Source organism: Methanobacterium sp. BAmetb5 (genome assembly GCF_003491305.1).
In the GTDB taxonomy this organism is placed as follows: domain Archaea; phylum Methanobacteriota; class Methanobacteria; order Methanobacteriales; family Methanobacteriaceae; genus Methanobacterium.
Map to the genome: position 1 here is coordinate 1,235,001 of NZ_CP022706.1, position 12,500 is coordinate 1,247,500.

Annotated in this window: 14 protein-coding genes (2 of these 14 cut by a window edge); 3 read left to right on the top strand and 11 right to left on the bottom strand. The window is 42.0% G+C overall.

Annotated features, from left to right (window positions below; all coding sequences use genetic code 11):
* Window positions 1–154, bottom strand: the start of a protein-coding gene (gene tpiA / locus CIT02_RS05995; protein WP_292610573.1) for a triose-phosphate isomerase. 524 nt of this gene lie to the left of the window's left edge; the window shows 154 of its 678 coding nt (coding positions 1–154); the start codon lies at window positions 152–154; its stop codon lies beyond the left edge, outside the window.
* A 328-nt stretch (window positions 155–482) separates the two neighbouring features.
* Window positions 483–1,289 carry a peptidoglycan-binding protein gene (locus tag CIT02_RS06000; protein WP_292610576.1) on the bottom strand — a complete coding sequence of 269 codons (807 nt, stop codon included), beginning with the start codon at window positions 1,287–1,289 and terminating at the stop codon, window positions 483–485.
* 756 nt (window positions 1,290–2,045) lie between these two features.
* Between CIT02_RS06000 and twy1 the strand changes: the two genes are divergently transcribed.
* From twy1 to CIT02_RS06015, 3 genes are all read left to right on the top strand, one after another.
* Window positions 2,046–2,960, top strand: a complete 915-nt coding sequence (twy1, locus tag CIT02_RS06005; RefSeq protein ID WP_292610578.1) for a 4-demethylwyosine synthase TYW1 — start codon at window positions 2,046–2,048, stop codon at window positions 2,958–2,960.
* 189 nt (window positions 2,961–3,149) lie between these two features.
* Window positions 3,150–4,022 (top strand): DUF1002 domain-containing protein, encoded by an 873-nt coding sequence (locus CIT02_RS06010; protein ID WP_292610579.1) that lies wholly within the window; start codon window positions 3,150–3,152, stop codon window positions 4,020–4,022.
* Window positions 4,023–4,430: 408 nt separating this feature from the next.
* Window positions 4,431–5,516 (top strand): hypothetical protein, encoded by a 1,086-nt coding sequence (locus CIT02_RS06015; protein ID WP_292610581.1) that lies wholly within the window; start codon window positions 4,431–4,433, stop codon window positions 5,514–5,516.
* Between the two features lie 227 nt (window positions 5,517–5,743).
* Here CIT02_RS06015 and sucC read toward each other — a convergent pair whose 3' ends face one another.
* The 9 genes from sucC to CIT02_RS06060 form a co-directional block, all read right to left on the bottom strand.
* The gene (sucC, locus tag CIT02_RS06020) at window positions 5,744–6,850 is read right to left on the bottom strand and encodes an ADP-forming succinate--CoA ligase subunit beta (protein WP_292610583.1); all 1,107 of its coding nucleotides are present in this window, start codon (window positions 6,848–6,850) and stop codon (window positions 5,744–5,746) included.
* A 2-nt stretch (window positions 6,851–6,852) separates the two neighbouring features.
* Window positions 6,853–7,410 (bottom strand): 2-oxoacid:ferredoxin oxidoreductase subunit gamma, encoded by a 558-nt coding sequence (locus tag CIT02_RS06025; protein ID WP_048073064.1) that lies wholly within the window; start codon window positions 7,408–7,410, stop codon window positions 6,853–6,855.
* A 2-nt stretch (window positions 7,411–7,412) separates the two neighbouring features.
* Window positions 7,413–8,279 carry a 2-oxoacid:ferredoxin oxidoreductase subunit beta gene (locus CIT02_RS06030; protein WP_394340412.1) on the bottom strand — a complete coding sequence of 289 codons (867 nt, stop codon included), beginning with the start codon at window positions 8,277–8,279 and terminating at the stop codon, window positions 7,413–7,415.
* Window positions 8,280–8,434: 155 nt separating this feature from the next.
* Complete coding sequence (locus tag CIT02_RS06035) at window positions 8,435–9,562, bottom strand: 2-oxoacid:acceptor oxidoreductase subunit alpha (protein ID WP_292610589.1); 1,128 nt, start codon at window positions 9,560–9,562, stop codon at window positions 8,435–8,437.
* A complete protein-coding gene (locus CIT02_RS06040; protein WP_048073061.1) occupies window positions 9,552–9,773 on the bottom strand; it encodes a ferredoxin family protein in 222 nt (73 codons plus the stop codon). Before CIT02_RS06040 ends, CIT02_RS06035 begins: the two co-directional genes overlap by 11 nt.
* 133 nt (window positions 9,774–9,906) lie before the next feature.
* Window positions 9,907–10,278, bottom strand: a complete 372-nt coding sequence (locus tag CIT02_RS06045) for a dihydroneopterin aldolase family protein (RefSeq protein WP_292610594.1) — start codon at window positions 10,276–10,278, stop codon at window positions 9,907–9,909.
* A 155-nt stretch (window positions 10,279–10,433) separates the two neighbouring features.
* Window positions 10,434–11,159, bottom strand: coding sequence for a class E sortase (locus CIT02_RS06050; RefSeq protein ID WP_292610596.1), 726 nt, complete (start codon window positions 11,157–11,159; stop codon window positions 10,434–10,436).
* A 112-nt stretch (window positions 11,160–11,271) separates the two neighbouring features.
* Entirely contained in the window at window positions 11,272–12,204 is a 933-nt protein-coding gene (locus CIT02_RS06055) for a hypothetical protein (RefSeq protein ID WP_292610599.1), read from the bottom strand.
* A gap of 64 nt (window positions 12,205–12,268) precedes the next feature.
* Window positions 12,269–12,500, bottom strand: the 3' end of a protein-coding gene (locus CIT02_RS06060) for a DUF515 domain-containing protein (protein WP_292610601.1). 1,145 nt of this gene lie beyond the right edge of the window; only the last 232 of its 1,377 coding nucleotides appear in the window; its start codon lies beyond the right edge, outside the window; the stop codon is at window positions 12,269–12,271.

The window sequence follows — 12,500 nt, forward strand, 5'->3', positions numbered from 1 at the left end:
AGAGATCAGCTCCCTGAGGTGCTGCAACCATACTTATTCCTGTTTCCTCAGATACTTCTTCCAAAGCCCGAGCCAGTTGCAGTGCTTTTTCTCCAGTAGACTCAATGTAGGTTTTAAAATTTAAAATTACCAGAGGGGTTTGTGTTATTTTCATAATAAGCCTCCTAAAAATGTGCAGTACACTGTACTTCTTTTTAGGTGAAAGACATAAAAATATTGTGGTTTAGGGGGCTCCGCTGAATTAGGTTATTATTAACCCAAAAATTTACTCCACATAACTAGAGGATTCAACGGGAGATCCGAAAAAAAATTCCACTTAATAAGTATTCGTAATATAATTTTGAGTCTGTAAAAAATATATAAGAAAATTTTGAAAAAAATCACTGGATATAAATTAAATAAAATAAAAGTAGTAAGGGTTTCAACAGTTTTTTTGGCGTGTTAACTGTTGAATTGATTTTGTAGTGGTTGGTAGAACAACATTATCCGCCGGTAACTACTGTTTGAGAACCTTTACGAGAGGTAGGTACACCTCTTTGAGGCACATCGTAGTAGTCAACCCAAGTGTTACCATTCCAGGTTTGCACTGAACGGTGGTTACCAACATAACTGTTTGCATACTGGATTATTCGTGCTCTTTGACCAGATGCTGTTAATCGACTGTACGCTGCATTACTGATATCCCAGCAATCCCCACTTCCACTCCATCGACTGTTGTAACGGGTGTTGTAAGTTCGGGTGTAGCTTCGAACTGCTGTAGCGTAAGATTTCTTAGTTGTTGTAGTTGATTTGCTAGAACTGTATGAATCAGTACTCTTCTCACCGGCAGCCTGGACTTCTGCTAAGTATTTATCCCAGCTTTCCATGGCCTTTTTAGTGTCTTTACCCACAACACCGTCAACAATCAAACCAGCTTCTTCCTGGAACATGCGAACTGCAGTTTCAGTATCATTACCGAAAACACCATCAACATCTCCAGAATAATAACCGTAATCAGTTAACCATTGTTGTAGTTTCTTGACATCATCACCGGTTGTTCCTAGTCTCAATGAACCATCAGTAGTATTATTTCCTAATATTTTAGTTGTACTCTCACCAAATGGCTTTTTGTTTTGAAGCACGTTCTGAGTCTCTTGAACATCAGAATTGGTGACTCCAACCTGTAAACCACTGGTAGGATTCTCACCCATCGCACTGTTGTCCTGGTCATCAACAGCTCCAGAAATAGGGACTGCTGCAATAACCATACACAACATACATAAAATTGCGTAGGTAGAGTTTCGCTTCACTCGCTTAATTATACCGCCTCCGTGCCTCATAAATTTAGTTTTATGGGACTTTCTTGGACTACACTATGATGGAAACAAGGTGTCTTATAAAGGTTTCGAAATAATTCTCCCAAAAAGGACTATAGAGGGCTTTTTTTAGGATTTAAGAGCCGTTCTGAGGTTATTTTAATTAATGATCACGGACCGGCTGCTTCCTTTAGTATTTTTAATAAATCACCTTTATTTAAAGCCCATTTCCCTAAAAAAAGCCTATGCAATTCCATTAAATGAAAGTTAATTAAGCCCAGTATAATAGATAAAACGGAATTAAACAAAGTTTAAATGATTAAAGACCATCAAATCATGAGTTTTAATAAAATAGAGATAATATGAACCTTAACCAAATTTAAGCAATTTTAAGGCATTTTTTGGCAATTAAAGTCTGATTCTTTTATTTTAATAATTTTTACCCATTAGAATGGAATGTTTAATAAACCGGAAACGTCTTTCCGCCCAACAAGTGGCCTTTCTTACATTATAACTCCCTCAAAGAATACCCATAACTAAAAAACAAGCACAATCTAAGGCATATCAGATGATCTAAGTAAAAAGTAATTCAATGACCAAAAATTGTAAATTCCATAGAGGAAGCCCTACTGCAATTTATATTTATAAGTTAGATATAAGGCGAGTTATTCTCAAAGATTAGAATAAAATAATATATAAGTAAGATTACCATCCATTAAAATTCGATATAAATACCAGGTGAAAATTTTAATGCCATTATCAGATCAAAATATTAAGACACTGGAAAAGAAAGGATATCGCTTTGTTGGTTCCCACAAGCATTCCGCAGCTAAAGTATGTCATTGGACCAAAAAAAGCATCATGGATGACGGTGTTTGTTATAAAGAAAAATTTTACGGGATTAATAGCCATCGTTGTCTTCAGATGTCACCCAGTATGCCATTTTGCCACCATAAATGTCTTTTCTGCTGGAGAGATGTGGATGTGACCAGTACCTCCTGGGCCGAAGACTACGATGATCCCGGGCAAATAATAGATGAATGTATCGAGGCCCAACGTAAGCTATTGGTGGGATTTTTTGGCAACCCTAACGCCAACCAGGAAAAAGTAGTGGAAGCCCAGGACCCCACCAACGCCGCTATATCCCTGGCCGGTGAACCATTATTATACCCGTCCATCAACCAGCTTCTGGAAGAATATGCCCGGAGAGATTTTACCACTTTCCTGGTCAGTAATGGTCTCAGCCCCAGAAAACTGGGAAATCTGGACCCGGAACCCACTCAACTTTACCTGTCCCTGGATGCACCCAACAGCGAAGTTTACCAGAGAATATGCGACCCCCAGATCCCTGACGGTTGGGAAAAGCTAAATCATTCACTGGAACTTTTATCCAGTTTCAACTGCCGCACCGTAATCCGGATGACCTGTGTTGCTGGTCACAACATGACCCATCCCGAGGAATACGCACGGATCATTGAAAGTACCAACCCGGACTTTGTGGAGATCAAAGCCTACATGTATGTAGGCAGCTCACGTGAACGGTTAAAATTCGAAAATATGCCCCGATCCAGGGATATTTTAAGTTTTGCCCAAAATATCGCCAGTTTGTGTGGACGGGAGATCGTGGACCAGTCCCTTGAAAGTAGAGTGGTGCTCCTGGCCTGAAGAAAAACTATGGGGATACCCCAGTCATGATTCCATTTATTCCATTCTATTGCCCAAAGGAAGGAGTTTCAGGAACCTAATGACAGTTTTGAATCATAATTTTCCCATAGATTTAATTAGGTGTTGAACATAGATAGTATGGAAAGATGAGATAATTGTTAAAAACTAAGATCTAAAGGAGTGCTTGGTATGAAAAGGTTGTTGTTGGCTTTAATAATATTAACCATATTTTTAAGTCCCATATACAGTGCAGGTACCTCGGGATTTGCAATCACCTACGGAGAGACAACTTACAAAAACCCCACCTACAAAAGTACGGTGGATAGTTATTTTGATTCACACACCGATAAAAATTTGAATAATTTTAATACCAAGGTGGTGACTGCTTCACAGGTGAATCAAATTGCCAAAAACATCACCGGTCGGACTTATAACTCTAATCAGATCTTTTCCTGTGCACTGGTGGACTTGAGCTATAGTCAAGGCATCCGAATCATTGTTGACACCAGCAAAATAAACACCGTGACCTCTAAAATGTATGCCAATGCCTTAAAATCCACTGGTATTGAAAACGGTTACGTAGTGGTTACTTCACCAGTCAGTGCTACCGGTGAATCAGCCTTAACCGGAGTTTTGGAATCTTACGAAGTGGCAGTTGGTACGGCCATACCCGAAGAAGCAAAGAAAGCTGCCACTGAAGAACTTTACACCGAAACTCAAATTGCCAACCAAACTGGTCAAAGTGCAGATAAAGTAGCCGAACTTTTTGACAAGGCCAAACAGGAAGTGCAGAAACAAAACCTGCAGGATCCAGCACAGATAAAGGTCATAGTTATCAATGTGGCCAACAGCCTGAATATAAATCTGACCGACCAGCAAGCCCAGGACATAGCCAATGCCCTGGCCAACTCGCAAAAAGTTCAGGGTAGCCTTACTGATTTCAAAAATCAGCTTCAAGCTGCCACACAACAGGCCAGCCAGTCCCAGGGAATACTGGATCAGATAAAGAATTATCTGCAGAGCTTTTACGATTACTTAATGAGTCTCTTGGGAACGCAGTAAAATTTAACATACTCTGGATACCCTGGACAGGCAAAATTATAAATAATAAGTTTAGATAATGCCATTAAGAGTTTCCAGACTGCTGTTGATGATCAATCTGTAAAAAATATACTATTCCCATAATCCCATAATAAAAAAACACTTTCCAAGTAAGGTATAACTATGAAAACCAAGATCAACTGGGCCGGTACCTTTCATTATATTTCATTAGATCCTACATTAAAAGCTAAGGATTAAGCAATTCCAAGTATTTAATGAACTGTCCAGATGAGATTATCAAAAGATAGTGGATCTCCGGCTAAAAATTAGGATAGAATACACCCTACAGAACCTAACAATTATCCACTTGGTTTAAAAAATGAATTACATTTGTGTCATAATAAGTTGTTGTCGTAAATAGTGATAATCATGCTAATTGCCCAGAACCATTTGCAATTAATAATAGAAGTAGCAGTGATAATACACATGGGTGTTTTACTGCTCATAAACATCATTCCATTCACTTTAAGTATGGTACTTTTCTTATCCCTCATTTTAACCATGTTACTGGCGGGAATTTTCAGTATTGATTCTGCCATGCTCTTTCTACCCTTTGTTTCCCATCAGGAGTTCACCCACCCCTTCGGTCCACTGGCAGTTTTTGCCTGGGTAACCCTTTCAGCATCAGCCAGCCTGTTGAGCGAGGTTGAAATTAAATCCACCTCCATCACTGCACTGTCCCTGATACTTTTCGGAGTAATAGCGGTCGCCGGAGGACTGATGCACCGGTCATTCCTGATACTATGGTTCCTAGGCTGGTTCATAGGATACTTTATAATGTCCAAGAGTTTCCGCCGGAGTGTTAAAATCACTCGAAAGAGGGTTGTAACTGCTGTAGGAGCAGCTGTAGGTGGTTTTGCCCTTCTGGAAATATTATCAAAGGTGTTAAATGCATCTGTTCTCAGTCCCCTACTACGGCTTAGCCGGATAGAAGAATACTCACTTCCCAGTCTGAAAATGGTTATAAACAACACCCAACTCTGGGGACACGTACAGGGTTCCTGTTACTGGGCATCAAGCTGTTTAGGTGGCTCTGATGGGTACCTTTCACTACCCATGAACCTGATCAATACCCTAACCCTGCCTTTCCCCCTGTTTTTCGGGGTTTTAGTTACCAAAAAAGACATCATCGACTACATGCTCCCCGGAATATTTGGTGTGGCCTTTGACTTTGGATACGGAGGTCTTTTAGCACTATTATGCTGGTGTGCATTTGTTATGGTCAGTGGTTTCTACGTACTCCGTAAATACCGCAGCAAAAGAAGAGTGGGAAGTAGAAGATACCTCGGAAGGGAAGCACTTCTCATCGGGGCGTTAACTGCATTCATAGCCCAGAGTATAATTGGACTCTTCTTATTCAACCGAACTCTCAACGGTTCTGCCATGTTAACCTATATTTTCTTATCGGCTATGGTGGTGGCTCACCTGGTATCCGTAAGATCTAGTTTAAGATAAAAACCGTGGCAAAGTAGCTCTTAGATGAATTTCCCTGAATAAATTTTTTTATAATTTTCTTTTCTGTAAAAAAAGCCCTGACTTTTTCTATAAATAAGTTATTACTACAATTTCTAAGGTATTTTTAAAAAATAAATGTTACCGGTTTTTAATAAATGATGGTAAAAGGGGAAAATTAATAGTAGAGAAAAATAGTGGAGTTAATCCACTAAAATCAGTTACTATGTTTATTCCAGACTATGGCATAGCTCGACTGCTTTCTGGGCAGCAGCTTCCATGGATGTTTCGTAACTTACTCCAGCTTCGGTGAGTAAACGTTGCCCTTCTTCTTCATTGGTACCAGTGAGCCGTATGACCAGGGGCACTTCGCGTTTAGACTCTTTTAACACACTGATAACCCCATGGGCCACATCATCCGCCCTGGTTATTCCACCTAAGACATTTAAAAACACTACTTTTACTTGAGGGTTGGATATAACCAGGTTCAGTGCACGGGCAATGTTTTCCTGTGATGCTCCTCCACCTATATCCAGGAAAGTGGCGGGTTCTCCACCATAAAGTTTGAGCATGTCCATCCCGGTGAGGGTGAGACCGGCACCATTACCAATAACCGCAATATCACCGTCCAGTTTAACGTAGGCAAATTCATCAGCAGATTCTGCTTTAAACTGGGTCATATCCCGGTGGCGGTAAAGGGAATCATCATCGATATCCAGTTTGGCATCAGCAGCAATAACTCCCTGGCTGGTGAGAACTAGCGGGTTGATCTCGGCTATATTGGCATCGTACTTCAGGAATATCTGGTAAAGTTTCCAGATGATACCTCCCACCGGAGATATGAGCTCGTTATCCACTCCCATTTTACGGGCTATTTCCCGGGCCTGGTAGGGCATGAACTCCTCCAGAGGGTCCTGGTGATACTTATATATTTTGTCGGGGGTGGTGCTGGCTACCTGTTCAATATCCACCCCACCAGATTTACTGGCCATTATAAGTGGTTTGCGGGCTGACCGGTCCACAGCCACGCTGAGGTATAATTCATCCCGAATATCCAGCATTTCCTCAACCAACACTTTTTGAACAGTTTCACCCCTTATAGTACTCCCTAATAGTTCTTCTGTTAACTGGTAAGCCATTTCCGGATTATCCGCAAATTTAATACCTCCAGCCTTGCCCCTTCCACCAATCAATACCTGGGATTTTATGGCTACTGGTTTTTTGATGGTTCCAGCAGCTTCCTGAGCTTCTTCAGGTGTTTCGGCCACTATACTTGGGGGTGTTGGTATCCCTCCTGCTTTGAAAATTTCTTTTGCCTGGTATTCGTGGACTTTCATGTTCACACTTCCTGCTGGGAAAGTTCCATTCCTGCTTCAAATGCCGAGAGGTTTTTGTCCTCTGTTCCAGGAGGTACACTGGCTGCTATAGCTTTACGGGCTGATTCTTCAGATATAACTTTGGTGAAACCAGTTATGGCTCCGATCATTACGATGTTAGCCACGATGCGCAGCCCCACCTTTTCATCGGCAGTGCGGGTAGCCGGTGCATGGTAAACTTGAATATGGTGTTCTTTAACAAAGGAACTGATTTCATCCTCATTCACCATATCTGGATCGATTATCAGGATTCCTCCCTCTTTCAATCCATCTAGGTAGGCAACCAGGGCTTCGTGGGACATGGCCACAAATATATCAGGATTATGGACCTTAGGATAATCAATTTCCTCATCACTAATGACTAGTTCTGTTCTTGAAGCACCTCCTCGCGCTTCTGGTCCATAAGATTGGGTTTGCACGGCGTGTATACCATCATACAATGCTGCGGCCTTACCTATGACGATTCCTGCCAGTATAACTCCCTGACCACCAAATCCCGCTATTCTGATTTCTTTACGCAACTTCAATCCCCCTGGTATGCTGATCTGATTGCAGATGGCTTTCCAGTTGTGCATTTATCTTCCAGTAGTTGGCAGATCCTATCTGAATATTCTGCTTCATTTTTAGCTTGAAATTCTCCCACAACTATCTTTCCTTCGAGTTCTTCATTAGAAAGTTTGTCTGCCCTTCTTTTTACAATGCTAGCCTCTTTCATCCACTTCATCATTTCCACCGGAGTGCGCATCTTGTTTTTACGGCCAAAGTAAGTGGGACACTGGGAAATTACCTCTATGAAGGAAAATCCATTGTTCTGAAGTCCTTTTTTAATAGCATTGGATAACTGCACGGGTTGTGCTGTGGTCCATCGAGCCACATAGGTTGCACCTGCTGCTTTAACCAGTTCGGAAAGGTCAAATGGTCTTTCGATCGCCCCGTAGGGTGCGGTTGATCCATAACTTCCCCGGGGACTGGTGGGACTAATCTGTCCTCCGGTCATTCCGTAGATGCTATTGTTGATACATATAACAGTGAGGTTAATGTTACGGCGCGCTCCATGGATAAGGTGGTTACCTCCAATGGCTGCTGCATCTCCGTCCCCGGTGAATACCACTACTTCATTTTCAGGGTTGGCCAGCTTAACACCGGTAGCAAATGATATGGGGCGTCCGTGTGTGGTGTGTAAAGAGTCACATTTAACATAGCCTGGTATTCGAGAGGAACATCCTATTCCCGACACCATTACCACATCTTCAAAATCCACCTCAGCCATTTCCATACCATTGAAGAATGTGTTCATGATAATTCCATTTCCGCATCCTGCGCAGAATATATGGGGAAGTCTGTCCTTCCTTAAGTATTTCATAAAACGATTTTCCCTGTTTTCTTCCATCTTTTCCATCTCCATGGGATGAAAATAATTAAATTTGATAATTTTTAACTCTAAATTGCCCTTGAATTAATTTAATTATTATAGTTAAGATATTTCTGACTTATCTGGCTTATTCATCTCTATAATCTTAGTTGTCGTTATTTAACGATTATACACTAACTTGATCCAGATTTTATTACTTCCAGGATCTCCTCGGGAAGGTGCATTTCACCACCGATCTTGGAAGCTAACTCCACATCTTGGGGAAGAATCCTTTGAATCTCATAGAATATCTGTCCCAGGTTCATTTCCACAACAATTACCCGCTGGGCTTCTCCAACTGCTTCCCTGATCATCTTTTCCGGTAAGGGCCACACCACATCCAGTTTAACAAATCCTGCTTTTAAACCCTCTTTTCTAGCGATTCTAACCGCTTTTAGGGCTGATCTAGAAGGTGCACCATAGGAAAGCACAATTACCTCAGCATCATCCACATTTTCACTTTGTATCCTTGCAATTTCATCAGTGTGGTGCAGGATCTTGTCACATAAACGTTTGACCAGTTGGGCGTGGGTTTGTGGATTGGATGCATCAGGATAGCCCCTCTCATCATGGGTGAGTCCGGTGATATGCATTTTATATCCATCACCAAAAGCAGGCATGGGACTGGTCCCATCAGGCACGGCATTGTAGGGTAAAAAGTCCTCTGGGCCCTGGGTGGGCATCTGCCGGGTAGTGATGTTAACCTTCTCCGGTATGCTTATTTTTTCCCTCATATGGCCCACTATCTCATCACTCATGACCATTACTGGAACCCGGTACTTTTCCGCCAGGTTAAAGGCCTCCACTGTAAAATCAAAACATTCCTGTACTGATGAGGGGCATAAAGCTATCACTTCGTAGTCCCCGTGGGATCCCCAACGGGCCTGCATCATATCACTCTGACTGGCCATGGTTGGTTGTCCCGTGGATGGAGATCCTCGCTGCATGTTTATTATAACCAGTGGAGTTTCGGTCATTACAGCATAGCCTATATGTTCCTGCATTAGAGAAAATCCTGGCCCAGAAGTGGCAGTCATGGCCTTTCTACCGGACCATACCGCCCCGATAACTGCGCCCAGTGCGGATATTTCATCCTCCATCTGGACGAAGGTACCTCCCTCACGGGGCAGGAACAATGCCATGTCTTCCGCTATCTCGGTGGAGGGAGTTATGGGGTAGCCAGCAAAAAAACGACATCCTGCTTTAATTCCGCCCCGGGCACAGGCTTCGTTACCCTGTATAAAATAATCCTCAGTTTTCATCCGCATCATCCACTTTTTCATCTACTTTTATTGCCTGATCAGGACACATCATGGCACACAGCTGACACTGGGTGCACTTGTCCTCATTTTCAGGTACTGGAACATTCACACCCTTCTTATTGAGCTTCCCTGATTTCCCATAAACTTTACGGGGACAGAACTCGGTGCAGATGTTACAGCCTTTGCACAGATTCTCATTAACGGTTATCATGAAATCTACCATTTTTTATAAAATATTAGCGGTGATATTTTAAATAATTGTTGATGCTGGTCCCTATTGGTAAAGACCTGAGCTATCCACAAACCTTAAAATACGTTTTATAAACTTTAATTGGATTCAATGGTCACTGGGAATCTACTTCTTCCACATACATCAAAGGATACTGTAGCTCTTCAATGTAGTGCATGCGCACCACCACTTTCACCCCTTCAAATTCAGAGGTAACCTTCACATCCAGCATATCTCCAGTGAGAGAAAGGTACTGGTATTCATTTCCAGCATTTTCTAACGTTTCACGGTCAATTTTTACTTCCACACTGTTGATACAGGGCTGTAATGTTAGGGATTGTTCCATGGCTTTTTCCAGTGAGGAAGCCGTGTCCCGATCTACTGGTGTCCCCACGAACTGGTGGAAAAGTGCACCCATGGTTATGGCCCCTTCAAATATAGCCCGTTCCCGGGTGGTAATATTCTGGAAATATTTTTCATCACTCATTCTAACACCTGGTACTATTATAATGGATTATATAATTGGATTTAATTTTCTATTATTTGAACATCCTGATTTTTAATCGGAACTTTAAAAGTAAGAGTAGTAAGAACTTATTTTCTTAAATAAAGATTAAAACATTGGTATGCTCTATTTTACGGTTAAAATCCCAAACCTAGAAAGTTAGTGATCTGGGATATGTTTGATTCTATTGCACCGGCAGGAGTAGGGAAGAAGTAACCCAACGTCAGGAAGAAAGTCAAGGCCACCGTAGCTATGAATATTATAATTTTATCCTCCTTTACCGGATAAAAGTAACTTAATACCGTTCCACAAACCATGAATGCAAGTATTATTACAATCGCATAATATTGCTGTTGATTGGCTACTCGGGAAGTTTTGATAGGGTACATCTTCCCCTGTTTAGCCTCGATCATCAACCTCTCTTTGGTTGATCCCAGGGGGTAGCAGGTGATCAAAAACAACACATCACCCTGCTCCACAGACAACCGGTAATCTGCCGGTACAATGGTACTGTTCTCAACTATATACTCCACATAACCTATTCCCGGCCATTCCAGCGTTATATTGTCACCAGCCTGTAACTGGTCCAGTTTAAGAAAGGGAGAACCATGAAGGGTGCGGTGCCCAAATAAAACCACCGTTCCACTGCCGGGTTTAGCAGATTGGGGTTCATGGTAGATTCCGTAGTCCACTGATTTGTTATTTATAGCCTGATCAACACCAATTTTAGGTATTATGACATAAGGAGTCTCCCCTGGCTTCTGATTAATGGTCTGGGTAGCAGAATAATAATTGACTTCCACCAGGGCGTAAAAAGAGATGATGATCATCCCGGCAATGATTAAAAAAGTGGATATTTTCATGGAATTTCACTGAAAATGTTTAAACTTAGGTTAACCGGGGTTTCCATAAAAGGTTAACCGAGTGCACTGTCGCATAGTTATGTGAAGACTAGGATATAACCGTTTCTAAAACTCACTGGAAGAATTTGGCATATACCACTCCGGCAGCCAGGATTATGGCTCCAACCACAAACAGACCAAAGGGAACACCTGTTTTTGATGTGGGTACTGACGTGTTGGTAGTGGCCGCAGCGGTAGCCGGGACAGCAGCTGATGAAGTTTTTTCACTTATTTTTGAACCGGCAGCTGTTTGTGGCCACTGATAAGTGTAAGAGTAATGCTGACTTTGACCGGGTGATATTAACACATCCCAGGCCGCTGTATTAGCCCACGGTAATTCTTTATCTATGTAGGTCACCTGAGGATTACTGTAGGTGAGATTAGAATCAATAGGTACAATAGGGGCCCTCACAATACCTGATACTTGTGGACGTGTTGTATCCTGGTTCTTTATCCAGAAACAGAAGTGTCCTTTCCAGGATACCAGATCCAGATTGGGATTCAGGTACTCGATTTCATTGGGAAGGAACCAGGTGGCAGTTAGACCAGGTTCATTTAGAAGGGGCCAGAAAGTATTATCAATAGAATCACTCCGACGGATATAAACTGGTAACTGTGCCGAAGGATAGGGGTAGGCAACTACCTTAAAGGAGACGGTTTTAGTTTCTCCCGGTTGTATTTTCCAACCAAGATCATCAGCATCAACATCGGACATGTACTTGATCATCTTCAAGGCGGAGGGGTTAGTCCAGGCTACTCTCCAGTAAATGGAGGGAGAAGTCTGATTGTATTTCTGACTTATCTTAAAGTACTCCACATGATCATTGTTATTTTTAATGGTAACCGTTATAGTAGACTCTAGATAGGTGAAAAGCACCTCTGAGTCTTGTTCTTTAACCCATGCCTGTTGATCCTTAGTGTCGGACCATTCTGCTGCCCATGAAGATGAAATGGCAGCAAATAGAATTAAAACTATTACCGCCATGAATAATTTGTTAATGCTCATTTAAGCCTCCCCCAATTTAGGTTCTCCTGATAGCTTATTCCACTGATATTTCACCTGTATCCATCTAACCAGTTCCGTATATCTGTTTTAACTCAGTTATCATCCATTCCGGAGCATCCTGGGTGGGTACAGTCAACTGTAAGCTCGGACTATTCTGCATCAGGAACAGAGCATTTTCACGGGGTACTTCCAGCACTACCATGTACTGCACATCCAGCTCACCCAGATTGGAAGCCCGTTCAAAGTCGGATAATTTCCAACCATAGGCATTGAGTAAACTGTTAACCTGTTTTGAG